This is a genomic window from Horticoccus luteus, from assembly GCF_019464535.1.
GTDB classification, from domain to species: Bacteria; Verrucomicrobiota; Verrucomicrobiia; order Opitutales; family Opitutaceae; genus Horticoccus; species Horticoccus luteus.
This window is the reverse complement of the sequence record NZ_CP080507.1, coordinates 209,630-231,277: the sequence shown is the minus strand read 5'-3', so window position 1 is coordinate 231,277 and position 21,648 is coordinate 209,630. Positions and strand designations below refer to the sequence as shown.

Here is a 21,648-nt window from a genome sequence, read left to right as displayed (position 1 = left end):
TTGCCTCCGCTCGGGAGGCGCTCTTTTCCGCGCCATCGATCTTCGCTCATCCCCGTGCCGCGTCACCTCACCGGCGGCGCAACACCAGCACGAGCGGCAGCATGGCCGCCGGCGCCACCGCCGAAATCGCAATGCCCCACGCGAGATCGCTCGCATCCGCGATCCAACCCACCAGCCACGGCATCACGATGCCACCCGCATTTCCCAACGCCGCCAGCGCGCCAAACATCGTCGCCCCGCCCTCCGGGTAGCGATCCGCCGTCACCGCCAGCATCGTCGGCCACAGGCAACTCCCCGTCAGTCCCGCCGCGATGCACGCCGCCAGCGCCCCGCCCGGCCATGGCAGAAATGCGCCCAGCAAAAACAGTCCCACCGAGGTCCCGCACCCCCACGCCATCACGCGAAACGGATCCCACCGCGGCCCCGCCACACCCACGATCATCCGCCCCACCGCCATCGCCACGGAGAACACCAGCAGCGCTCCGCCTCCCACCCACGCCGCGTAGCCGAGCGACGTTTCCGCATACGCCGGCAGCCATTGCGCAAGCCCCAGCTCCGTCGCGCCGCCCAAAAAAATCGCCGCCAGCGCGAGGACAAACCACCGCTGCCGCACCAATACCCGCAACCCCATCCGGCCGCCCTCCGCCGTCAGCGTGGGAAAACGCAACGGCGCAAACGCCACCAGCAATCCCACCGGCAACGGCAGCAGCCACAAACACGCCGCGCGCCACCCGCCGCCCAGGCTCAGCACCACTGTGCCCGCAAGAATCGTCAGCCCCGCACCCACGCAATAAAACGAATGCAGCCAGTTCATCGCCGCCGACCGGCGCGTCGGATTCAACGCCGCCACGATCGGGCTCAGCACCATGTCCAGCACGCCGGCGCCAAACCCCAGCACCCCGAGCGCCACCGCCAGTTCTCCATAGCCCGGCGCCCACGCGAGTGCCCCGAGACTGACCGCCACGAGCGCGTTGCCCAGCAGCGCAAACGTCTTCGCGCCCCACCGATCCGCCAGCGGCCCCGTGATCAAAATCGCCGCCACCAGCCCCGCAAACGCGATCGCCCCCAACCGCCCCAGTTGCTCCTTCGACAACCCCTCCGCGCCGCCCAGCCGGTGACTCAACGTCGTGAGAAAAACCGGCAGCAGATTGATCCCGATCGCGAGACACATCATCGCGCCATAACAAAGCACCGTAAGCCAGCGGGGACGAAGAGCAGCGACCATCGCTCAACGGAGCAGCCCCGCACCCCCTTGGCAACCCGCCTCGCTTCCCGCCGCCCCGGTCGTGGGCGGCGCGCCCCACAACGTCACCCCACCCGCACGATCGGTGTGCCGCTTGCGATGCGCTCCCGATGCTCTGCCCCAAGCCGAACCTGCAACGGCGTGAGGTTGTTTCGATCGAGCTGCTTGCACGCCACCGTGTAGATCAACACATCGCGCAGCAGCAGAAAGTCGTTTAATCGCGCCCATTCCACTTCGGGCAAGCGGTGCTCCCGACTGTAACCCTTCAAAAACGCGTGCAGGAAACATTCCGCAAACGCCGGTCGCTGCGCGCGATCCGGCACCCGCCAAAGTGCAGCATAAAGTGCCACGGCGATGTCACTGATGAACCACCCATACTCGCAGTTATCGAAATCATACAACTCGCCCGCGGCGTCACCGCCGTCCGCCGCTCATTTCAGCCACTCGTTCTTCAACGCCCGTGCGAGCGCGACCATTTCGTCGAGCTTGCCCGGCTTCACATAATACGCCGCCGCCCCGAGGCGCCGCGCCTTTTCCCGATCCTGCTCCAACCCCGACGAACTCAACACCACCGCCGGCATTACCACGCGCGGCGGCGGCCCCGCGATCCATTGCAGGACTTCAAAGCCGTTCACCGCCGGCATTTTCAAATCCAGCAGCAGCAGCCGCGGCAACGGATGTCGCTCGCGATCCGCGAACGGCCCCTGCCCTTCCAGATACGCGATCGCCTCGCGGCCATCCGCCACCACGTGCAGCGGCACCTCGATGCCCGCCCGCCGAAACGCATGGTCGAGCAGAAACGCGTCACTCTCGTCATCCTCGGCGTAGAGAATCAGCCCCGCGCTCATGCCTCCTCCTCCCGCGCCGCCGCCAGCTCCACCCAAAACGTGCTCCCCGCGCCCGGCGCGGATTCCAGGCCGACGGATCCGCCGAGGCGCTCCGCGGACTTTTTCACGATCGCGAGCCCCACCCCCGTGCCTTCGTAGTTTTTGCTCATCCGCTCGAAGAGGCGGAAGATCCGTTCGTGCGCCGTCGGCGGAATGCCGATGCCGTTATCGCCCACGAACACCCTCACCCGTTCCCCGCGCCGCTCTGCCCACACCCGCACGACCGGCGGCACCTCGGGCGCCACAAATTTCACCGCATTGGTCAACAGATTCGAAAAACACTGCGTGAGCACCGCCTCGTTGCCCCGCACCGGCGGAATCTCGCCTTCGATTTGCAGCCGGTCGCCCAGCGCCTGCAGCCCCGGATAACTCTCCACGATCCCGCGCAACAGCGCCTGCACATCGACGCGCGTCAACTCCGGTCCGCTCGCGACCACGCGGTTGTAGTTGAGCACATCGACGATCAATCGATCCATGCGCTCCGCCGAACGCGTGATGCGTTGCAGATAATCCAGCGCCGCCGGCGTCAACGGCCCGCACTCCTCGCGCAACAACTGCGAAAACCCGTGCATCGCGCGCAATGGCGCGCGCAGGTCGTGCGACAAGCTGTAGGAAAACGCCTCCAGCTCGCCCACCGTCTCGATCAACTTCGCGGTGCGCGCCTCCACCAGCGACTCGAGATGCTTCGCGCGATCGCCCAACAGCTCGTGCGCCTGTTGCAGCGCCGTCTCCGCCTGCCGCCGCTCGCTCACATCGATGAAGGCCGCAATCACTCCGCGCACCGCCCCGTCCGCCGCGAAGAGCGGCGTCGCATTGCCCGAGAGCCACAGTCGCCGTCCCTCCACGGCGAGCCCGAACTCCGCGTTTTTTACCTGCAACCCCGTGGCCGCCGCCCGCCGCATCGGCAGCTCGTCGCGGTCCATCGGCTGATCGTCCGCATCGACATAGCGCAGCGGCACGGAGCTCGCCGCGCCGCCCGCCTGCGAAATGTTGCACTCCGGCGGCAGGCCGAGCGCCTCGGTCATCGTGTGGTTGGCAATGATCACGTTGCAGGACGCGTCCAGCGCGATGCACACGAACGCCGGCATGCTGTCGAGCATCGCTTGCAACTCCTCGCTGCGACTGCGCAATGCCGCCTCGATCCGCCCGCGCTCCACCACCTGCTCCGCATAGTGCGCATACAAATCCATCAGCCGCAGCGTCCGCTCCGCCGGCCGGTGCGGCCGCGCGAAATGCGTCGAAATCATCCCGAAAATCTCGCCCGAACTTGCCCGCAGCGGCGTCGATTGCACCGCCACGAATCCATGCCGCGCAAAATCCGCCGCCAGCTCCGCAAACCGCGGATCGCGCGCGGCGTCCTCCACCACGATGCGTTCGCCTTGCGCCAGGGCCTTCCCGCAAACCGAGTAATCCAGCGGCACCAGGCCGAACTGGATCATGAATGCCTCGTCGAAACCCACCTGCCCCACGATCTTCAGCGTCTTCGTCTCCGGATCGTAAAGCTGCACGTTGCCCTTGTCCGCGCCCATCAGCGCGACCGCCGCTTCCAACACGCCCTGCAGCATCGTCTCCAACGACTCCTCGCCCAGCAATCGCGCACTCAACTCGTGCAGCCGCTGCATGTCCGCCAGATCGATGCGCAACTCGTCGCGGGCCACCGTGAGTTGCGCCTGCACATGCGAGCGCTCCGCGACCTCCCGCTCCAGCCGCGCGCCATCCTGCTCCGCCTGCCGCAACGACCGCCGCGCGACCGCGCCCAGCGCAATGATCAACCCCGCCGAAATCGTGTAGGCAAACGCACTCCCCAAGAGCAACGCCCCGTCATGCGAAAATGCGCCGCGCGGCACCCCGAGCCAATACTCCGCCGCGAGATATCCCGCGATCGCCGCCACCACCGCCGCCGGCCAGCCACTGAACCACACCGCCAGCGCCACGCCGCCAAACAACGTCACAAACGGCAGCGTCGCCCCCAGCGCCGGATCCAGCGCGATCCGCAACGCCAGCGCCACGCCCATGGTTGCCAAGGCCACCACGTGGCGCGCCCAAGCCGGATACCGGTCAAATCGGGGGATACGGGATAACATCGCAGCGCCGGTGTCTCGATCTCAAGTTGCCGCCCAGCCAACCGCGGAAAACCTGCACCGCAACGCAGAAAATCACCCGCTCGCCCGCCGACGCTCACCCCTCTCGTCCCGCGCGCTCTCTCACGGCGGTTTCGACGCCCCGCCGCAACCTGTTGTCCACCAATTTATCTCCGTGCCGGCGCCCCGGCGGGCCGCTCAACCCCGCGTCAGCCGCGAGCGGAATTTCGCCCGGCCGCGCACTCCCGGCACCGTCGCCGCAAACACCGCGCCATCGAGCGATGCCCGCCCATCGCCGCCGGCGCTCGTGGCAAACAACGTCGCAAAATCCTTCCCGCCAAACGCCACCGAACTGGGTTTCGCCACGGGAAATCTGATCTCCCGCAACACCCGTCCATCGCGCGCCGCGTGCTGCCGCACCGCGAAACCATCCCACCGCGCGCTCCAGACATTGTCCTCCCGGTCGATCGTCAGCCCGTCGCACGTGCCTTCTGCCTTCTCGCATTGATACCACACGCGGCCGTTCGCGATCTCGCCCGACGCCTCATCGTAATCGTAAATCCAAATCTGGCAGCGCGTGGAGCACGTCCAAAAAAAGTGCTTTCGGTCCGCCGTAAACGCCATGCCGTTCGAAACACCCGTGCCCGTGATCACGCGCCGCACCGCCCCGTCCGGATCAAACCGATACACGCCGCCACTCGTCTCCGTTGCGCCCATCGTGCCCGCAAACACCCGCCCGTGCGGATCAGCCGTCACATCGTTGAACCGGGTGTTGCCCGCCTCCGCGAAACTCCGCCACCCCCGCACGCTCCCGTCGTGCTCCAGCCGCACGATGTCTTTTTCGCGAAACAACAACAGCGCCCCGTCCGCCTCCTGCGTGAAGCCGCCCACCGTCTCGCCCGCATAAACCCGCTCCGTCCGCCCGCTCGCCACGGCGTGACGCCAGACATGCCCCGCGAGGATATCCTCCCAATACAGCGCGCCCGCCTCTTCATCCCACAACGGATTTTCGCCGAGCTGGCAGTGCTGGTTCGCCAGCACCACCGGAGTCAAAGTCACATCAGCCATAAAATCCGCTCCGCCCGCGGTCCCTCACCAGTCCACCACCGAGCCGTCCGGCGCGAAGCTCCGCCGCGGCAGTTCCTGCTCGAACGGATGCTTCGCGATCTCCGCTTCGTTGATCTCCACCCCCAGCCCCGCGCGCGTGCCCGGGTAAACCCGCCGGCCGTTCTTCTCCACGCGGAAACCCCAGCTCACGATGTCGTCGCGCCACGGCACATCCTGGTGCACCGCCTCGCAAATCAGATAATTCGGAGTCGCCAGCCCAAACTCGATCGACGCCGCCGTGCTCACCGGCCCCTGCGGATTATGCGGCGCCACCGCCACGCCATACGCGTTCGCCATCGCCGCCACCCGCCGTGTTTCGCTCAACCCGCCGCAATGCGTGATGTCCGGCTGGATGATGCTCGCCGCGCGCTTTTCCAGCAGCTCCTTGAACGCGAACTGCGAACACAACCGCTCGCCCGTCGCGATCGGCGTCTTCACCGCGCGCTGCACCGCCGCGATTCCATCCATGTGCTCCGGCCAGCACGGCTCCTCGAAAAAGTAGAGATTGTAAGGCTCCAGGGCCTTCGCGAACACCAGACCCATTTGCGGCGACGGCCGCGCGTGGCAATCGACCATGATGTCCACGCCGTCGCCCACCGCCTCGCGCATCGCCGCCACGCACGCCTCCGCCGCCTTCACCGGCCGCACGCCTTCGATCGGCATCTGCTCCGGCACCGGCATCGATTTGAACGCCGTGAAACCCGCCTCCACCGCCTGTCGCGCCAGCTCGCCGAAGCGCTTCGCCTCGTCCACCGGCGTCCCGTAAAAATCCTCCATCTTCCCGCCGCCAAGATGGCAATAAAGCCGCACGTAATCCCGCACGCGCCCGCCCCACAGCTCGTGACACGGCACGCCCAGCGATTTCCCCAGAATGTCCCACAACGCCAGATCGATGCCCGCCACCGCCGTCGCCCGCACGATGCCGTTGCTGTGCCAGAAATGCTGCCGATACATCATCTGCCACAGGTATTCGATGCGCCGCGGATCCTCGCCCACGAGCAGCACGCTCAAATCCTCGATCGCCCCCACGATGCTGCGCGTGTGCCACTCGAGTGTCGCCTCGCCCCAGCCGATCAAGCCTGGCTGGTCCGTCGTGATTTTCACAAACACCCAGTTGCGCATCCGCGCATGGCACACCCGCGTTTCGACACTCACGATCTTCATGTCGGCGAGCGTGCAAGCCCCGCCGCGCCCGGGTCAACGCCCGAGTCGATTCCCCGCCCCGCACGTTTCCCGCGGCTCCCCCAGCGCGGTCCCGCGCGCCGGCTTTCCGGCGAACGCGAACCGTTCCTCGCTTCTTCCCGTGCCCGTTCAGTGGTGCACCAAGTGCGGCAATTGCTCCCGCAGCCGGGCCGCCTCGCTCTCGCTGAGCTGCTTGCCCCGTGAATCCCCCGGCGAACCGAAAAACAGATACACGACGCCCACACCCGGTTGATGTTCGAACACCAGCACGAAGGCTTCGCCATGCGGCTGCTCACCCGAATCGAACGTAAAGCCGCCCGGGTGAAACGTCTCCCCCTCGTGCCCCCACCATTCGTTGATCGCATAGCCTTCCATGCCCGCAGTGTCGCAGATTGCGATCGCGCGCGACAGCGGGGACTCCGGGGCGTGTGGGTCGGGCATTAACCGCCCCGCCGTGCCGCAAATCGCGGACTTCCGCCTAGGTTGGCGCGCCCGCCCCACTTCGGAATCTCAACCCGCGCCTTCCGCGCTCTTTCCTCCGCACCAGCGACTTCGCGCCACGTCCTGGACCGGTTTCACGCCGCTCGGCCAACATCCCGCCCCTGTTCACCTCATTTAACGCTGCCCCCGCGCACCTTCACGCCGCACCGGCCGGCCCAATGGTTCACTCCACGATCTTCGGCTTCACCGCCGCCACGCCGGGCTTGATCGTGCGGACCACGCGCTCGAACACCGGTTCGCCCGCGTTCTTGATGCTGAAATCCTTCTCTGCCGTCAGCGTGATGTCGCGCAACGTGATGCCCGTGATCGGGCTGTCCGGAATGCCGTGAATGATGCCCGCATTGCGACTGCCTTCGATCGTGAGATGGTCCAGCAGGATATTGCGGATAACCGGCATCTTCGTCGGATCGCCTTTGAAATTCGGGCGGTTGTTATCGACGTAATCCAACTGCAGCACGATCGCGTTCGTCACGTTCTTCATCGTGATGTCGGTGTAGCGAATGTTTTCCACCACCCCGCCGGCACCACGCATCGACTTGATGCGGATTCCATTGTCCGTGCCGTCCAACGCGCATCGCCGCACGAGCATGTTGCTCACGCCCACCGTGGTCTCCGATCCAATGGAAATCCCGTGGCCGTGCTTGATCACACAGTCCTCGATCAACACGTCCCGCCCGCCGGATTTGATGCAGATGTCGTCGTCGCCCGTATCAATGTCGCAGTGATGGATCCACGCCCGCGTCACCGGACCGGGATCGATCGCGTCGGTGTTCGGCGCATTGAAAGGCGCGCGCACCTTCACCCGCTCGATCGTCAGGTCAGTGACGTCCTTCGGCACCAGGTGAAACTTTGGCGAGTTGGTCAACGTGATGTCCGCCACCCGCAACCGTTCGCACCCGCTGATCGCCACCAGATTCGCCCGCCGATAAACGATCCGCCCCGGCTCCGTCTTCGCCGCGGCGCGCGCCGCCCGCTCCGACCACGCCCACCACATCGCGCCGCTGCCATCGATCGTCCCGAGGCCCGTGATCGCGACATCATGCAAGTCCCGTCCGCTGATCAAAGGCTTCGGCGTCGGCAGCGCCGCCGCCTCCGCCTGCGAACGCACGGTCGTCGGCTCCGGCAACCCCACCGCCCCGAACGACGCCGGCGCCTGGATCACCGCCCCCACGTTGAGATGCAAATCAAGGTTGGAGCACAACGTGATCGGCCCCGTGACAAACACGCCCGGCGGCACGACGAGCCGACCGCCTCCGGCTTTTTTCACCGCCGCGATCGCGTGCTTGAACGCCTGCGTATTCAACGTCCGCCCATCGCCCACCGCGCCGAAGTCAGTCACGTCGAACGTCCGCTCCGGAATCACCGGCAAAGCCGGCCGCACCTGCGCCACCGCGGAAACATCCACTCCCGCCGCCGCGCGGCCCGATAAATCACCCGCCAGAACAAACGTCGCGCCCATGGCGCACGCGAGGAAACGAAGAGCGGAAATTTTCATGGGGAAGAAAGCCTGCGCGCTGATCTACGCGCCCCGTCGCCGCGACGCAATCCCGCGCGCGAGCCCCGCGTGAGCGCGAGCGCCCGTTGCTCCGTCAACGGCCCCCGCCCCCCGCCGCGCGAATCGTCCGCACTAGTCCGCGCGCTCGGGAATCAACACGATTTTCCCGCGGTGCTCGCTGCTTTCCATCAACCGATGCGCCGCCGCGGCCTCGCCGAACGGAAACGTTTTCCACACCTGCGCCTTGAATTTCCCCGCGACCACCAACGGCCACACCTGCCGCTCCAGTTCCGCGGCCACCGCCGCTTTGAACTCCGGCTCGCGCGTGCGCAGCGTGCTCCCGGTGAGCGTCAGTCGCCGTGCCATGACCGCCCGAAAATCCACCTCGGCCTTGGCGCCCTGCATCGTGTTGATAAACACGAGCCGGCCTTCCGGCCGCAGCAGCGCGATGTTTTTCGCCACGTAGTCGCCCCCCACCATGTCCAGAATCACGTCTACACTTTCGTGCCCAAACGCGCCCACGAAATCGGTCGTGCGGTAATTGATCGCCCGGTCGGCGCCGGCGCGTTCGCACGCGCGACACTTCTCATCGCTCCCCGCCGTCGCCCAAGCCCGCGCCCCAAACAGCTTCGCCAGCTGCAACGCCGCCAGCCCGATGCCGCTCGTGCCTCCGTGCACGAGAAATGTCTCCCCCGCCCGCAAACGCCCGCGTTGAAATACATTGGACCAGACGGTAAACAACACCTCCGGCAACGCGGCGGCCTCCGCAAAGTCGACCGACGGCACCGGCAGGCAATGGCGCTCATCCACCGCCGCACGTTCGGCGTAGCCCGCGCCCGGCAGCAGCGCGCAAACCGCATCGCCCGGGCGCCAGCGCGCCACCCCGCGGCCGCATGCCTCGACGATGCCCGCCACCTCGAGGCCGGGAATGTCCGCCGCCACGCCCGCGGGCGCGGGATAACGCCCCTGCCGCTGGCCCACGTCGGCGCGATTAACGCCCGCCGCTTTGACGCGAATCAGCACCTCGCGTTCGCCGACGGCGGGATCCGGACGATCCGCGACCATCAAAACCTCAGGCGGACCCGGCTTGGAAATGACAACGGCCTTCATCGCCCCAGCGTAAACGAAAGAACCGCCACACGCCAGCGGCGTCGCCGCATGCCTGCCCGGCGCCTGGAACGCTCGGGCCATTCGCGCTCTGCCCGCACAGCAAAGCCCGGCGATTTTCCGCGGAGCCACTTAGGCATCCGTCAGGCAAATTCTGCCCGCGCAGCGGGCACAAAATGGTGGAGGTGGCGGGAGTTGAACCCGCGTGTCCCTGACCTTCGCACACCGCGTCTACCATGTTTAGCGCACCATTAATCTCGCCGATGTTACGCGGTTACGCGCGCTTAAGCATCGGCCAGTCCCCGGATGAAGATACGACGCGCGGTCCGCGGACGGCTCCACGCGCTATACCTGCTGTCGTTGTCGGGCCGGCTAGCAGGTGTCGCCGGTCCAACAAGGCCGCTTTAATTAAGCGGCCATGGGCATTTCTTCGTATTTGCCTATTATTGGTTCGCAGGGGGATTTACGAGAGACCCACGACTCTCGACAGGCAGCGGCGCACTCCAACCAAGGATCGAATCCAGAACACCCCCGTAAATGGGAAAGTGATTGGGTGCAGACCAATCAAAGAACAGAACCGCCCACCATGTGCCCTTGTCCCGCCAACGCAAGCCGCGCCGCTGCTCTTACGCTCTTTCTCGCCCGACCGCGCGCCCGCTCGCCCCGTTCTGTCGCCGCGAAACGCACCCGCTTTCGTTCGTCCGCCCTCTCGTCGCGCGCCTGCTCGCGGTCGTGAGCAGCGGGCGCGAAGCGCCGCCGTCTTTGCCGCTTTTCCTATTTTTCTCCGGCCCCGCCCATCGCCTCTTCCGCCGCCTTGATCAACGTGCGGCTGATGATGAGTCGCTGCACTTCGCTCGAACCCTCGCCGATCTCGCACAGCCGCGCATCGCGCCAGCACCGCTCCACCGTCGTGTCGCGCGTGTAGCCCCAGCCGCCGCAAATCTGCAACGCCCGATCCGCCGCGCGCGACGCCGCTTCCGACGCGTAGAGCTTCGCGATCGATCCTTCCAACGTGTGTCGCTGTCCGCGGTCCGACATCACCGCCGCCTGCAGGAGCAACGCTTCCGCCGCGCGCAGCTCCACCTCGCAATCCGCCAGCTTGAACTGCAGCGCCTGAAACTCCGCCAGCCGCTTCCCGAATTGCTTTCGCGTGAGCATCCGTTGCGTCGCGATCTCCACCGCCGCCCGCCCGAGGCCGATCGACATTCCTGCGATGCCGAGCCGCCCCACGTCGAGACACGCCAGCGCCGCGCGCTGCCCGCTCCCGCGCTCGCCAATCATTTCGCCGCGCACGTTCTTCAAAGTGAACTCGCTCGTGTTGCTCGCCCGCACGCCCGAGGTCGGCACCTTGCGAATCGGTGTCGTGTCTTTCGTGTGCACCCAAAACGCCGAAAACTCCTTCCGCCCTTTCGCGTCCGCCCCGGTCACCGCCATCACGATCATGCGGTCCGAGTGGTTGCCCATCGTAATGTAAAGTTTGTGCCCGTTGATGATCCACGCGCCGTCCGTTCCCTCCACCGCCGTCGTCTCCACCCCACCGGTATCCGATCCCGCATTCGGCTCCGTCAGCGCCCACGCCACCATCCAATCGCCATTCAGCACACTCGGGAAAATCTTTTTCTTCAGCTCCTCGCTCGCGTGCCCCAGCGGATGCGCCACGCACAGCGCGTTGTGCGCCGCCAGGTTCATCGCAAACGCCCCGCAATGCTTCGCCACTTCCGCAATCACGAGCGAGTAGCACAGCCGCCCCAACGCCTGTCCGCCGACGCTCTTCGGCGCCATGATGCCCATCAATCCCGCCCGCCCCGCCTGCGTGAACAACGCCCGCGGCAACGCTTCGTTCTCCTCCCACGCGTTCGCGTGCGGCGCGATCTCGTCCCGGCAAAACACCCGTGTGCGTGCCAAAAATTCCAACTCCTCCGGCTTTAGATAATCCAGATACAACGAGTGCGGCGCGAGCATGGGGACGTTCTTCGTGTTTTTCCGAACGCCGCTAACGACCGGGCGCTCTCGGGGTTGTTCGCGACCATCCCGCCCCTGCCCGCGGGCCGCAAGCCCCCGCGGCCCAGCCACACGCAGCCTACTCCGAACAGCGTAACCCTCCGCCGCCCCTGCGCTTGCCGGTTGCGCAACGTTCTCTTCTTCCCACGGTCTCACTACCCCGCCGCGCCACCGCGGCCCTCCCATGAAGCTCGCTGCGGAAACGTCCCCTTCCCTCCTCGAACGCTGCCACGAACTCGCCGCTACCGAAGCCGCCCTGCGCGAAGGCGGCGGCCCCGACGGCCTCGCCCGCCAGCACAAACTCGGCCGGCTCTTCGCCCGCGAACGCCTCGCCGCCCTGCTCGACGATCCCGACGATTTTCTCGAACTCGGCCTCTGGGCCGCCCACGGCCTGTATCCCGCGTGGGGCCAGTTCGCCGCCGCCGGCGTCATCACCGGCATCGGCCGCGTCAGCGGCCACCCCTGCATGCTCATCGCCAACGACGCCACCGTGAAAGCCGGCGCCTTCGTTCCCATGACCTGCAAAAAAGTTCTCCGCGCCCAACGCATCGCCTTCGAAAATAATCTCCCCCTTATTTATCTGGTCGATTCCGCCGGCGTCTTTCTGCCGATGCAGGATGAAATCTTTCCCGACGAGGACGACTTCGGCCGCATCTTCCGCAACAACGCCGTCCTCTCCGCCGCCGCCATTCCCCAATACGCCGCCATCATGGGCAACTGCGTCGCCGGCGGCGCCTACCTGCCCGTCCTCTGCGACAAGATACTCATGACCGAAGGCAGCGGCCTCTACCTCGCCGGCCCCACCCTCGTCAAAGCCGCCATCGGCCAGGAGACCGACAGCGAAACCCTCGGCGGCGCCACCATGCACGCGGAGATTTCCGGCACCGTGGATTTTAAGGAGAAAGACGACCCCGCCTGTCTCGCGCGCCTCAAAGAACTCCTCGCGCTTCTTCCCGCCGAACCCGCGACGCCCGCCTCCGCCGCGACCGAACCCGAATTTCACGCCAGCCGCCTTTACGAACTCGTCAGCCTCGACGGCCGCAAAGAATACGACGCCCGCGATCTCCTCCGCTGCCTCGTCGATGCCGGCACGCTCAACGAATATAAAACCGACTACGGCCAGTCCATCGTCTGCGCCTACGCCCGCCTGGGCGGCCACCCCGTCGGCCTCGTCGCGAATCAACGCACCCGCGTTCAATCCCCCGCCACCGGCCTCCAGATGCCCGGCGTCATTTACGCCGACAGCGCCGACAAGGCCGCCCGCTTTATCATGGACTGCAATCAGACGCGCCTCCCCCTGATCTTCTTCCAAGACGTTTCCGGCTTCATGGTGGGCAAAGACGCGGAACACAGCGGCATCATTCGCAGCGGAGCGAAAATGGTGAACGCCCTCAGCAATTCCACCGTCCCTAAAATCACCGTCATCGTGGGCGGCAGTTACGGTGCCGGCCACTATGCCATGTGCGGCAAAGCCTTCGACCCGCGCTTCATCTTCGCCTGGCCCAACGCCCGCTACGCCGTCATGGGCGGCACCCAAGCCGCGGATACCGTTTTCCACATCCTCTCCCGCGGTGCCAAAGACCGTCCCGCCGAAGAACTCGCCGCCCTCCGCGAACGCGTCAAAAACGACTACGTCGAGCAAACCGACATCCGCTACGGCGCCGCCCGCGGCTGGGTCGATGCCATCATCCCACCGCACGACACCCGCCAAATCCTCCTCACCGCCCTCGCCCTCAGCGCCCGCCCCAGCCCGCGCGCCCACTTCCACACCGGCGTCCTGCAAGTGTGATCTTGTCCTCGCCCCGCCGCCCGCTGCCGAACGCGACGAACGGCCATCGTTGACCAGAACTCTGTGAAACCCGGCGTCTCCTCCGTCTCCTCCGTGTCGCAAAAAACTCCCCTCAAAATCGCCAACGCCTCCGGCTTCTGGGGCGACTCCCCCGACGCCGCCGCGCGCCTCCTCGCGCAGCAACCGGACCTCGATTTTCTCACGCTCGATTATCTTGCCGAAGTCTCGCTCTCGATCATGGCGATCGTCCGCGCGAAAGACCCCGCCGCCGGCTACGCGCGCGACTTCGTCGACGTCGTTCACTCGCTGATTCCCTTCTACCAAAACGGCGGCCGCACCCGCCTCGTCACCAACGCCGGCGGCCTCGCGCCCCTCGCCTGCGCCACCGCGGTCCGCGCCGAACTCGCCGCCGCCGGCCTCGCCCATCTCCGCCTCGCGGTCGTCACCGGCGACGACGTGCTGCCCATCCTGCGCTCCTCGTCCGGCGCCGCTTACGCCAACCTCGAAACCGCCGCGCCGCTCTCCGCTGTTGCCCCGCGCTTGGTCACCGCCAACGCGTATCTCGGCGCCCGCCCGATTGCCGACGCGCTGCTCGCTGGCGCCGATATCGTCATCACCGGCCGCGTCGCCGATCCGTCGCTCACCGTCGGCCCGTGCCTCGCGCACTTCGGCTGGAGCGACCACGATTACGACGCCCTCGCCGGCGCCACCGTCGCCGGCCACCTCATCGAGTGCGGCACGCAGGCCTGCGGCGGCTTTTCCACCGACTGGCTCGATCTCCCCGCGCCCGAAGACCTCGGGTTTCCGATCGTCGAGATTTCCGCCGACGGCTCCTGCGTCCTCACCAAACCTCCCGGCACCGGCGGCACCGTTTCCCTCGCCACCATCAAAGAGCAACTCCTCTACGAAATCGGTGACCCGGGAAATTATCTCTCGCCCGATGCCACCGTCTCGTTTCTCACCCTGCGCCTCGCGCAACTCGCACCCGACCGCGTTCGCGTCGCCGGCGCCACCGGCCGCGCGCCGCCGCCCACCTACAAAGTCAGCAGCACCTTCCGCGATGGCTACAAGGCCCACGGGCTGCTCACGGTTTTCGGCCACGACGCCGTGAAAAAAGCCCGCCGCGCCGGCGACGCCATTCTCGCGCGCCTCACCGCCCGCGGCTGCGTCTTTCGCGAGACCCTCGTCGAATGCCTCGGCACCGGCGCGAGCGTGCAAGGCCTCGCACGCCGTGTGCGCGACGCCGATCTCCTCGAAACCGTTCTCCGCCTCAGCGTCGCCGCCGATCACAAGGAGCCCGTGGAACGCTTCACCAAAGAAATCGCGCCCCTCGTCACGTGCGGCCCGCAAGGCGTCACCGGCTACGCCACCGGCCGCCCGAAAATTCTGCCGATCTTCGGCTACTGGCCCTGCCTCATCGCGCGCGACCTCGTTCAACCCACCATGCAGCTTCTCTGACCGCTCGACTTGCTCACCAACTCACGCTCGGCCCACGCCCCGTCGTGCCGCGCCCTCGCTCGAATCGTCCCCAAACCACACCGCGCTCCCCCGATGATCCCGCTCCGCGAAATCGCCTTCGCCCGCAGCGGCGACAAAGGCAACTCCGCCAACGTCGCCGTCTTCGCGCGCACGCCCGCCGCCTACACGTTTCTGCGCGCTCATCTCACGGCCGCGCGCGTCGAAGAATATTTCCGCCCGCTCGGCGTCGGCACCGTCGCGCGCTACGACGTCCCCAACCTTGAGGCGCTCAACTTTCTCCTCCCCTCCATCCTCGCCGGCGGCGGCAGCCGCTCGCTGCGCATCGACGCCCAAGGCAAAACCCTCGGCATGGCGCTCCTCGAAATGCCCATCGCTTTTCCCGCCACGCCATGACTTCCGTCGCGCCGCTCCTCTGCGCCGCCACCGGCGCCGTCACCACCTTGACGCTCAACCGCCCCGACAAACGCAACGCCCTCAACGTCGAGCTCCTCACCGCGCTCCTCGCCGGCCTTGAAACCGCCGGCGCCGACGCCACGCAACGCATCCTCATCCTCCGCGGCGCCGGCCCCGTGTTTTGCGCCGGACTCGACCTCGCCGAAGCCGCTCGACCGGAACGCGCGCACGCCTCCGCCGATCTCGTCGCCCGCGCGCTCGCCGCCCTCAGCGGCACACGCCTCGCCACCATCGCGGTCGTCCAAGGCGCCGCCATCGCCGGTGGCGCCGGGCTCATGGCCGCGTGCGATTTCGCCGTCGCCACCCGCAACGCGAAATTCGGTTTTCCGGAAGTCCGGCGCGGACTCGTCGCCGGCCTCATCCTCACGTTTCTCCGCCGCCAACTCCGCGAACGCGACCTCCGCGAACTGCTGCTCCTCGGCGCTCCGTTCGACGCCGCCCACGCCCACGCGCTTGGGCTCGTCAACCGGCTCGCCGACGACTCCGCCGCGCTCGAGCACGAAGTCGATTCACTCGTGCACGCGTTGCTCCACGCGGCGCCCGGCGCCATCGCGCAAACGAAGCAGCTCCTCCGCGATCTCTGGCCGCACACCGTCCAGCACGACCTCGATCACGCCCTCGCGTTTCATCTGCAGGCGCGCAACTCCCCCGAAGCGCAGGAAGGCATCGCCGCGTTCCAAGCGAAGCGCCTGCCCTCGTGGGCGCCGCCCGCCTGATCTCCGCTCCCGCGCCCGCCGCGGCGCCCCGACCGCCGCCGCGCCTTTTTCCTCCGCCCACGGCCGCGAAAACATCTTTTCAAGCGCGCGCTCGCGGTTACCCTCGGCTAACCCCTGTATGATTCGCGTTCTCTACGCCGAAGACGATCCGCAGCTCCCCCAAATGGTGCGCCTGTATCTGGCGCATGCGTCCAGCGAGTTCCACGTCGAGACCGTCGTCACCGCTCGCGCCTGCCTCGCCCGCATGCAGCAAGGCGGCGTCGACCTGCTGCTGCTCGACATGGTGCTGCCCGATTCCGACGGCCTGCACATTCTCGCCGAACTCGCCGCCCGCCGCGATCCCACCCCCGTTCTCATGGTCAGCAGCCAGGGCCAGAACGAACTCGCCGTGCGCGCCCTGCGCGCGGGTGCCGTCGATTGCATCGACAAAGCCTCGCCGCAATTCCTCCAACTCCCGGAAATCATCGAACGCATCTATGCGCAGCACGTCGCCGCGCGCCGCTCCGCCGCCCCTTTTGCCTCCGTCGCCCCAGGCCCTTCCGCCGGCCTCACCGCTCCGCCCGCCGACGCGCCGCCGCGCGTCCTGCTCCTCGAAACCAACCCCCTCGTGCGCGACAGCCTGCGCGCCTTCCTCGGTGAAAGCGCCCGGCCCTTGACCCTCGTCGAGCTCGGCAGCCTCGCCGAGATGGAGCGCACGATCACCACCGGGCCCGCGCCCGCCCTCGCCATTCTCGGCCCCTCTCCCGGCGCCGATAATCCCGTCGACGTGTTGCGCCGCCTCCGCTTTCACGCCCGCGATCTGCGTTCCATCGTCGTCTCCACCCGCACCGATGCCGACACCGCCGTCGCCGCCTTCAAACTCGGCGCCGCCGACTACCTCGCCTACCGCGACGGCTACCTCCTCGAACTCGTCTTTTCGCTCAACAACCTCCTCAACGCGCACCACACCGAGCGCGAGAATCTCCGCCTCACCCGCGAACTCGAAAACCTCAACCGCTCCCTCGAAGCCCAGGTCACCGCCCGCACCGCCGAGTTGGAACAGCAAATCGCCGTGCGCCGCGCCGCCGAAAGCCGCGCCGAAGGCTACGCCGCGCGCCTGCAGGAACTCTCGCAACGCCTCATCCGCATTCAGGAAGACGAGCGCCGCGCCCTCGCCCGCGAACTCCACGATCAGGTCGGCCAGATGCTCACCGGCCTGAAATTCCAACTCGAAAAATCCACCGCCGCGGCCGCGCCCGAACTGCGCCCCGCGCTCACCGAAGCCCTCCACCTCGCCGACGATCTTCTCAGCCGCGTGCGCCAGATGACGCAGCAATTTCGCCCGCGCATCCTTGACGACCTCGGTCTGCGCCCCGCCCTCGAATGGCACGTCGGCCTCTTCGAAAAACAAACCAGCATTGCCGTCGACCTCGAGATTTCCCTGCCCGCCGACCGCCTCGCCGGCGAACTCGAGACCGCCATTTTTCGCGTCGTGCAAGAGTCCCTCACCAACGTCGCCCGCCATTCCGGCACCGCCCACGCGTCCGTCACCGTCACCCGCGACGATGATCACGTCCTGGTCGAAATCACCGACCGCGGCTGCGGCTTCGATGTCGACCACGCCCTCGCCTCCCGCGACTCCGTCGGCCTCACCGGCATCGCCGAACGCGTCAGCCTGGCCGGCGGCTCCCTGGAGATTTTCTCGCGCCCCGGCGTCGGCACCCGCGTCAACGCCAGTTTCCCCCTCGGCCCCGCCGCCGCTCCTTCCGCGCCATGACCACCGTCGTTCTCGCCGATGATCACGACATAGTCCGGCGCGGCGTGCGCAGCATGCTCGAAGCGGAAGGGTGCTTCACCATCGTCGCCGAACTCGCCGACGGGCTTTCCGCCGCCCAAGCCGTCGCGCAACATCAACCCGACCTGCTCGTCCTCGACCTCAGCCTGCCCCGCCTGCACGGCATCGAAGTTCTGCGCCAGGCCCGGGCGTCCAGCCCACGCACGAAGGTCGTCATTCTCTCGATGCACAACGACGAACCCTACGTCATCGAGGCCCTGCGCGGCGGCGCGATGGCTTACGTGCTCAAAGGCTCCGACAGCACCGAAATTCTCCGCGCCATCAGAGAAGTGCTCGCCGGCCGCCGTTTCCTCAGCGGCCCCCTTTCCGAATGGGCCATCAACGCCCTCGTCAACAAACCCGCCGATTCGAGCGACGCCCTTGCCTCGCTCTCCCCGCGCGAACGCGAGGTGCTGCACTTCGCCGCCGAAGGCCTCGCCACCAGCGAGATTGCCGAAAAACTCTTCATCAGCCCGCGCACCGCGGAGACCCACCGCACAAACCTGATGCGCAAACTCGGCCTCCAAAATCAGACCGACCTCATCCGCTTCGCGATCCGCCGCGGCCTCATCCAGCCTTGAACGACGCGCCCCGCGCGAGGCGCTTGAGCGATTTGCACCTAGCCCGCAACGTCGCCGCGGCTTTCCGCCGCGCCCGCGCCGACGCGAGGTTTCTTAACGCTGGCGCCGCGCGCACCCGGTCGCATCGTCAACGAACGCGACGCCGCTCGCGCGCCCCTTCGCCGCGTTCCCTCACCCGCGTCGCCGTTATTCGCCGCGCGCTTCGTCCGCGGGTGCTTCCGCCGCCGCGTCCGCCGGCGCTGCGTCGCTCGCGCTTTCATTCACTTCGCCGGCCGGCGCATCGCTCTTTTTGCGGCCCCGCCCCCGCGCGCCCCGCGGTTTGCGGTCTGCGCCGCTCGCGTCTTCCTCTCCGCCCTCGGGGTATTTCGAAGCCTTCGCGTTCACCCACAATTCGCCTTTGCCATTGAGGTTGAACCAAAAGATTTCGCCGCCGTGTTCGACGAACACCGGCTTCTCGCGCGGCTTCTCCGGCACTTTCAACCCGGCCGCCACCAGCGCGCCCGTGAGTTCGTCGGCTGATTTGCCCAATTCATCGGCCACGCGCTCAACCTTGCCCGCCACCGAGCCCGTGCGCGTTTCCTTCAACAGCAGCCGCACGCCCGCCAGCACGCCGCCGCTCGGGTTATGGGACGGCGCTTCCGCCGCCCCCGCTGTCGCCGCTTCATTCGCTCGCGGAGCCTCGGCCGCCGGCAAATCGTGCGCCGGGATCGACGCCGCCGCCTGGCCTTCGCCCGCGCCGCTGGTCGTGCCCGCCGGCGCTTCGCTCGCCGCCTGCGCATCATCCGCTTCGCGCGATTCCACTGTCTCACCCGGCCGCTTCTCGCGACCGTTGACCCAGATGCCGCCGCGCTGGTCGCGATTCAACCACCAGACTTCGTCGCCGAGTTCGACATACACCGGCTTCTCCGTCCCGGCTTCCGGCACCACGAGGCCGAGCGCGCCAAACGCCGCCAGCAAATCCGCTTCGCCGCAGCGCAGCGCGCGCGACAGAAAACTTACACTCCCCGAGCCACCCGGCCCGCGCCGGCTCCGCCGCATCTGCGGCCGCACCTTGTCGAGCAACGCCGCCCCTTCGGGCAACGCCACCGGCGCCTTCGGCGCTTTTACTTCAGTCGGGGCTCCGTGCCCGTCGCCGCTTCCGACCGCGTCCTTCGCGGGTGCCGGCGATGGCTGCTGCGCCGACCGCGCCGGGCGCGCCTCCGGCTTCGCCTCGTCTTCGATGTGCGCGCGCTCCGCCTTCACGGTGCGAAACACCGGACGCGGCTTCTCCTTCGTATTAATCCAAAGCTCACCGCGACGATTCGCGTTCACCCAGTAAAGATCGCCGTCGAATTCCACGTAGACCGGTTTCGCGTCGTCGTCCTCCGGCACCTCGAGGCCGCACTCCACGAGCGCGCCCTTGATGTCCTCTTCCGCCAGATCCCATTTCTTCGCGAGATACTCCACACCCACCGCCATCCCCGGCCCGCGCTGGTTGCGGCGCATGTGCGGCTTCAACGCATCGAAAAACGTCGGCAGCTCCTCCTCTTCTCCAATCTTGTCCCACTCTTCTTTTTCTTCTTCCGGCGCATCCGGATCGAAGTCGCGCGAGGTGTCCACCGGGCGGCGAAATTCGTGCTTTTCCTCCACTGCGTCCGCCGCCAGCGCCGCGGGTGTCTGCGGTTGGCCGGGGGCCGCCGCCGCGCTCAAGCCTTGAAACTTCGCCGCAAATTCCGCGCGCAGCTTCTCCGCCTCCGCCCGCGCCGCCGCCGCCGCCGCGTCCTCGAGCGTCCAGTCCCGTTGCGTGGATCGCCGGACGAGGCCGGTGAACGCGAGCACGTTGTCGGGTGAAGAACGAAATTCGACGATTTCCCACTCCTCGCGACCGAGGTCGTTAAGAAATTTTTCCAGCAATGCCGGCGTGGCGAACCCACCCTTGCCGCTGGTGATGACCTTGTATTCCCAAGCTGCCATAGAACGATATTTTGTAAACGAAGCCGACAACGCATTCCAAATGCCGGTGCCCTTGCCGAGCATAATCGGCACTCGCCCGCTCTCGGCGTCCGTGTCCTCCGGTCCCATTGCCGCCGTGAAGTTCACCGCTCCCCGCCACCACCGCGCCGCGCCCCGGTCCACGGCTGCACCTCCCTCGCCCGTTCACCCGTTTTAATCCGCGCCTCCGTTTGCGTGTCGTTGCGAGGAATAATATCCTCTTCTCGCGCCTCGCACCTCTGCACTGCTCCGAACCCCTCCTGTCATGCTCATTCGCACGCCCTCGTCCTGGGAACTCCCCGAAAGCGCCGTCACGCCCGAAGCCCTTTACCGCCAACGCTCGCGCCGGGACTTTCTCCGCACGCTCGGCCTCGGCGCCGCCGCGCTCACCCTTGGCTCCCGTTCCGTCCTCGCCGCCACCGCCGGCTTTCCCGATCAGCAAAACCCCGCCTACAACGGCACCGGCCTCAAGCCCACGCCCTACAATCTCGTCACCAGCTATAACAACTTCTACGAGTTCGGCCTCAACAAGGACGACCCCAAGGATAACGCCAACCGCGGCTGGAACACCGACGCGTGGACCCTCGAGCTCGCCGGCCTGGTCCGCTCGCCGCAGAAAATCGACGTCAACGCCCTCGTGCGCCAACTCGGCCTCGAGCAACGCGTCTATCGCCACCGCTGCGTCGAAGCCTGGTCGATGGTCGTGCCGTGGGACGGGTTTCCCCTCGCGAAACTCATCGCCCTCGCCGACCCGTTGCCGACGGCGAAATACGTCAAGTTCACCACGTTTTACGATCCGTCCGCCGCCGTGGGCCAGCGCAGCAACTCCCTCGACTGGCCCTACGTCGAAGGCCTGCGCCTCGACGAGGCCATGCACCCCCTCGCCTTCATCGCCACCGGCATCTACGGCAAGCCGCTGCCCAACCAGAACGGCGCGCCCCTCCGCCTCGTTGTCCCGTGGAAATACGGTTTCAAAGGCATCAAATCCATCGTGAAGATCGAGCTCACCAAGCGCGAACCGCGCAACACGTGGAACGTCATGGCGCCCAGCGAATATGGCTTCTACGCCAACGTGAACCCCACCGTCGATCATCCGCGCTGGTCGCAAGCGAGCGAGCGCATCATCGGCGGCGGCATCTTCTCCGGCCGCCAGCCCACCCTCATGTTCAACGGCTACGAAAAGGAAGTCGCGCCGCTCTACAAGGACCTGAATCTCCGGGTAAATTTCTGACCAGGCAGCAG

The 21,648-nt window shown here is 66.9% G+C and carries 18 protein-coding genes and 1 other RNA gene; 7 read left to right on the top strand and 12 right to left on the bottom strand.

What is annotated here, in order from left to right; translation table 11 throughout:
* Positions 1-67: 67 nt before the first annotated feature.
* From K0B96_RS00845 to K0B96_RS00795, 11 genes are all read right to left on the bottom strand, one after another.
* Entirely contained in the window at positions 68-1,225 is a 1,158-nt protein-coding gene (locus K0B96_RS00845) for an MFS transporter (RefSeq protein ID WP_220162736.1), read from the bottom strand.
* A gap of 83 nt (positions 1,226-1,308) precedes the next feature.
* Positions 1,309-1,593: a hypothetical protein gene (locus K0B96_RS00840; RefSeq protein WP_220162734.1), complete on the bottom strand. Its 285-nt coding sequence runs from the start codon at positions 1,591-1,593 to the stop codon at positions 1,309-1,311.
* Positions 1,594-1,674: 81 nt separating this feature from the next.
* Positions 1,675-2,091 (bottom strand): response regulator, encoded by a 417-nt coding sequence (locus K0B96_RS00835; protein WP_220162732.1) that lies wholly within the window; start codon positions 2,089-2,091, stop codon positions 1,675-1,677.
* Positions 2,088-4,214: an ATP-binding protein gene (locus tag K0B96_RS00830; RefSeq protein WP_220162730.1), complete on the bottom strand. Its 2,127-nt coding sequence runs from the start codon at positions 4,212-4,214 to the stop codon at positions 2,088-2,090. The genes K0B96_RS00835 and K0B96_RS00830 overlap by 4 nt, the downstream gene beginning before the upstream one ends.
* A 195-nt stretch (positions 4,215-4,409) precedes the next feature.
* Positions 4,410-5,279 (bottom strand): SMP-30/gluconolactonase/LRE family protein, encoded by an 870-nt coding sequence (locus K0B96_RS00825; protein ID WP_220162728.1) that lies wholly within the window; start codon positions 5,277-5,279, stop codon positions 4,410-4,412.
* Positions 5,280-5,303: 24 nt separating this feature from the next.
* Entirely contained in the window at positions 5,304-6,482 is a 1,179-nt protein-coding gene (gene dgoD, locus K0B96_RS00820; RefSeq protein WP_220162726.1) for a galactonate dehydratase, read from the bottom strand.
* Between the two features lie 147 nt (positions 6,483-6,629).
* Positions 6,630-6,875 carry a hypothetical protein gene (locus tag K0B96_RS00815; RefSeq protein WP_220162724.1) on the bottom strand — a complete coding sequence of 82 codons (246 nt, stop codon included), beginning with the start codon at positions 6,873-6,875 and terminating at the stop codon, positions 6,630-6,632.
* A gap of 289 nt (positions 6,876-7,164) precedes the next feature.
* Positions 7,165-8,496: a glycoside hydrolase family 28 protein gene (locus K0B96_RS00810; protein ID WP_220162721.1), complete on the bottom strand. Its 1,332-nt coding sequence runs from the start codon at positions 8,494-8,496 to the stop codon at positions 7,165-7,167.
* 132 nt (positions 8,497-8,628) lie between these two features.
* A complete protein-coding gene (locus K0B96_RS00805) occupies positions 8,629-9,606 on the bottom strand; it encodes an NAD(P)H-quinone oxidoreductase (protein ID WP_220162719.1) in 978 nt (325 codons plus the stop codon).
* Between the two features lie 174 nt (positions 9,607-9,780).
* Positions 9,781-10,136: a transfer-messenger RNA gene (ssrA, locus tag K0B96_RS00800) on the bottom strand.
* Positions 10,137-10,377: 241 nt separating this feature from the next.
* Positions 10,378-11,565, bottom strand: coding sequence for an acyl-CoA dehydrogenase family protein (locus K0B96_RS00795; protein WP_220162717.1), 1,188 nt, complete (start codon positions 11,563-11,565; stop codon positions 10,378-10,380).
* 223 nt (positions 11,566-11,788) lie between these two features.
* Here K0B96_RS00795 and K0B96_RS00790 point away from each other — a divergent pair, with 223 nt between their 5' ends.
* From K0B96_RS00790 to K0B96_RS00765, 6 genes are all read left to right on the top strand, one after another.
* On the top strand, positions 11,789-13,393 hold the full coding sequence (locus K0B96_RS00790; RefSeq protein ID WP_220162715.1) for an acyl-CoA carboxylase subunit beta: 1,605 nt from the start codon (positions 11,789-11,791) through the stop codon (positions 13,391-13,393).
* 63 nt (positions 13,394-13,456) lie between these two features.
* Entirely contained in the window at positions 13,457-14,851 is a 1,395-nt protein-coding gene (locus tag K0B96_RS00785) for an acyclic terpene utilization AtuA family protein (protein ID WP_220162713.1), read from the top strand.
* Positions 14,852-14,944: 93 nt separating this feature from the next.
* The gene (locus tag K0B96_RS00780) at positions 14,945-15,265 is read left to right on the top strand and encodes an AtuA-related protein (RefSeq protein WP_220162711.1); all 321 of its coding nucleotides are present in this window, start codon (positions 14,945-14,947) and stop codon (positions 15,263-15,265) included.
* On the top strand, positions 15,262-16,041 hold the full coding sequence (locus K0B96_RS00775; RefSeq protein ID WP_220162709.1) for an enoyl-CoA hydratase/isomerase family protein: 780 nt from the start codon (positions 15,262-15,264) through the stop codon (positions 16,039-16,041). The genes K0B96_RS00780 and K0B96_RS00775 overlap by 4 nt, the downstream gene beginning before the upstream one ends.
* 118 nt (positions 16,042-16,159) lie before the next feature.
* Positions 16,160-17,797 (top strand): ATP-binding response regulator, encoded by a 1,638-nt coding sequence (locus tag K0B96_RS00770; RefSeq protein ID WP_220162707.1) that lies wholly within the window; start codon positions 16,160-16,162, stop codon positions 17,795-17,797.
* Entirely contained in the window at positions 17,794-18,435 is a 642-nt protein-coding gene (locus K0B96_RS00765; protein WP_220162705.1) for a response regulator, read from the top strand. Before K0B96_RS00770 ends, K0B96_RS00765 begins: the two co-directional genes overlap by 4 nt.
* 186 nt (positions 18,436-18,621) lie before the next feature.
* Here the strand turns inward: K0B96_RS00765 and K0B96_RS00760 are convergent, their stop codons facing one another.
* The gene (locus tag K0B96_RS00760; protein ID WP_220162703.1) at positions 18,622-20,388 is read right to left on the bottom strand and encodes a DUF4177 domain-containing protein; all 1,767 of its coding nucleotides are present in this window, start codon (positions 20,386-20,388) and stop codon (positions 18,622-18,624) included.
* A 283-nt stretch (positions 20,389-20,671) separates the two neighbouring features.
* Between K0B96_RS00760 and msrP the strand changes: the two genes are divergently transcribed.
* Entirely contained in the window at positions 20,672-21,637 is a 966-nt protein-coding gene (msrP, locus tag K0B96_RS00755) for a protein-methionine-sulfoxide reductase catalytic subunit MsrP (protein ID WP_220162701.1), read from the top strand.
* Positions 21,638-21,648: the final 11 nt, after the last annotated feature.

Bases quoted from the DNA above. Each gene is read 5' to 3' on its own strand.
- K0B96_RS00815 (WP_220162724.1), bottom strand. From the start codon at position 6,875: ATGGAAGGCTATGCGATCAACGAATGGTGGGGGCACGAGGGGGAGACG.
- msrP (WP_220162701.1), top strand. From the start codon at position 20,672: ATGCTCATTCGCACGCCCTCGTCCTGGGAACTCCCCGAAAGCGCCGTC.
- K0B96_RS00825 (WP_220162728.1), bottom strand. From the start codon at position 5,279: ATGGCTGATGTGACTTTGACTCCGGTGGTGCTGGCGAACCAGCACTGC.
- K0B96_RS00760 (WP_220162703.1), bottom strand. From the start codon at position 20,388: ATGGCAGCTTGGGAATACAAGGTCATCACCAGCGGCAAGGGTGGGTTC.
- K0B96_RS00810 (WP_220162721.1), bottom strand. From the start codon at position 8,496: ATGAAAATTTCCGCTCTTCGTTTCCTCGCGTGCGCCATGGGCGCGACG.
- K0B96_RS00845 (WP_220162736.1), bottom strand. From the start codon at position 1,225: ATGGTCGCTGCTCTTCGTCCCCGCTGGCTTACGGTGCTTTGTTATGGC.
- K0B96_RS00795 (WP_220162717.1), bottom strand. From the start codon at position 11,565: ATGCTCGCGCCGCACTCGTTGTATCTGGATTATCTAAAGCCGGAGGAG.
- K0B96_RS00835 (WP_220162732.1), bottom strand. From the start codon at position 2,091: ATGAGCGCGGGGCTGATTCTCTACGCCGAGGATGACGAGAGTGACGCG.
- K0B96_RS00830 (WP_220162730.1), bottom strand. From the start codon at position 4,214: ATGTTATCCCGTATCCCCCGATTTGACCGGTATCCGGCTTGGGCGCGC.
- K0B96_RS00770 (WP_220162707.1), top strand. From the start codon at position 16,160: ATGATTCGCGTTCTCTACGCCGAAGACGATCCGCAGCTCCCCCAAATG.
- K0B96_RS00780 (WP_220162711.1), top strand. From the start codon at position 14,945: ATGATCCCGCTCCGCGAAATCGCCTTCGCCCGCAGCGGCGACAAAGGC.
- K0B96_RS00790 (WP_220162715.1), top strand. From the start codon at position 11,789: ATGAAGCTCGCTGCGGAAACGTCCCCTTCCCTCCTCGAACGCTGCCAC.
- dgoD (WP_220162726.1), bottom strand. From the start codon at position 6,482: ATGAAGATCGTGAGTGTCGAAACGCGGGTGTGCCATGCGCGGATGCGC.
- K0B96_RS00805 (WP_220162719.1), bottom strand. From the start codon at position 9,606: ATGAAGGCCGTTGTCATTTCCAAGCCGGGTCCGCCTGAGGTTTTGATG.
- K0B96_RS00765 (WP_220162705.1), top strand. From the start codon at position 17,794: ATGACCACCGTCGTTCTCGCCGATGATCACGACATAGTCCGGCGCGGC.
- K0B96_RS00775 (WP_220162709.1), top strand. From the start codon at position 15,262: ATGACTTCCGTCGCGCCGCTCCTCTGCGCCGCCACCGGCGCCGTCACC.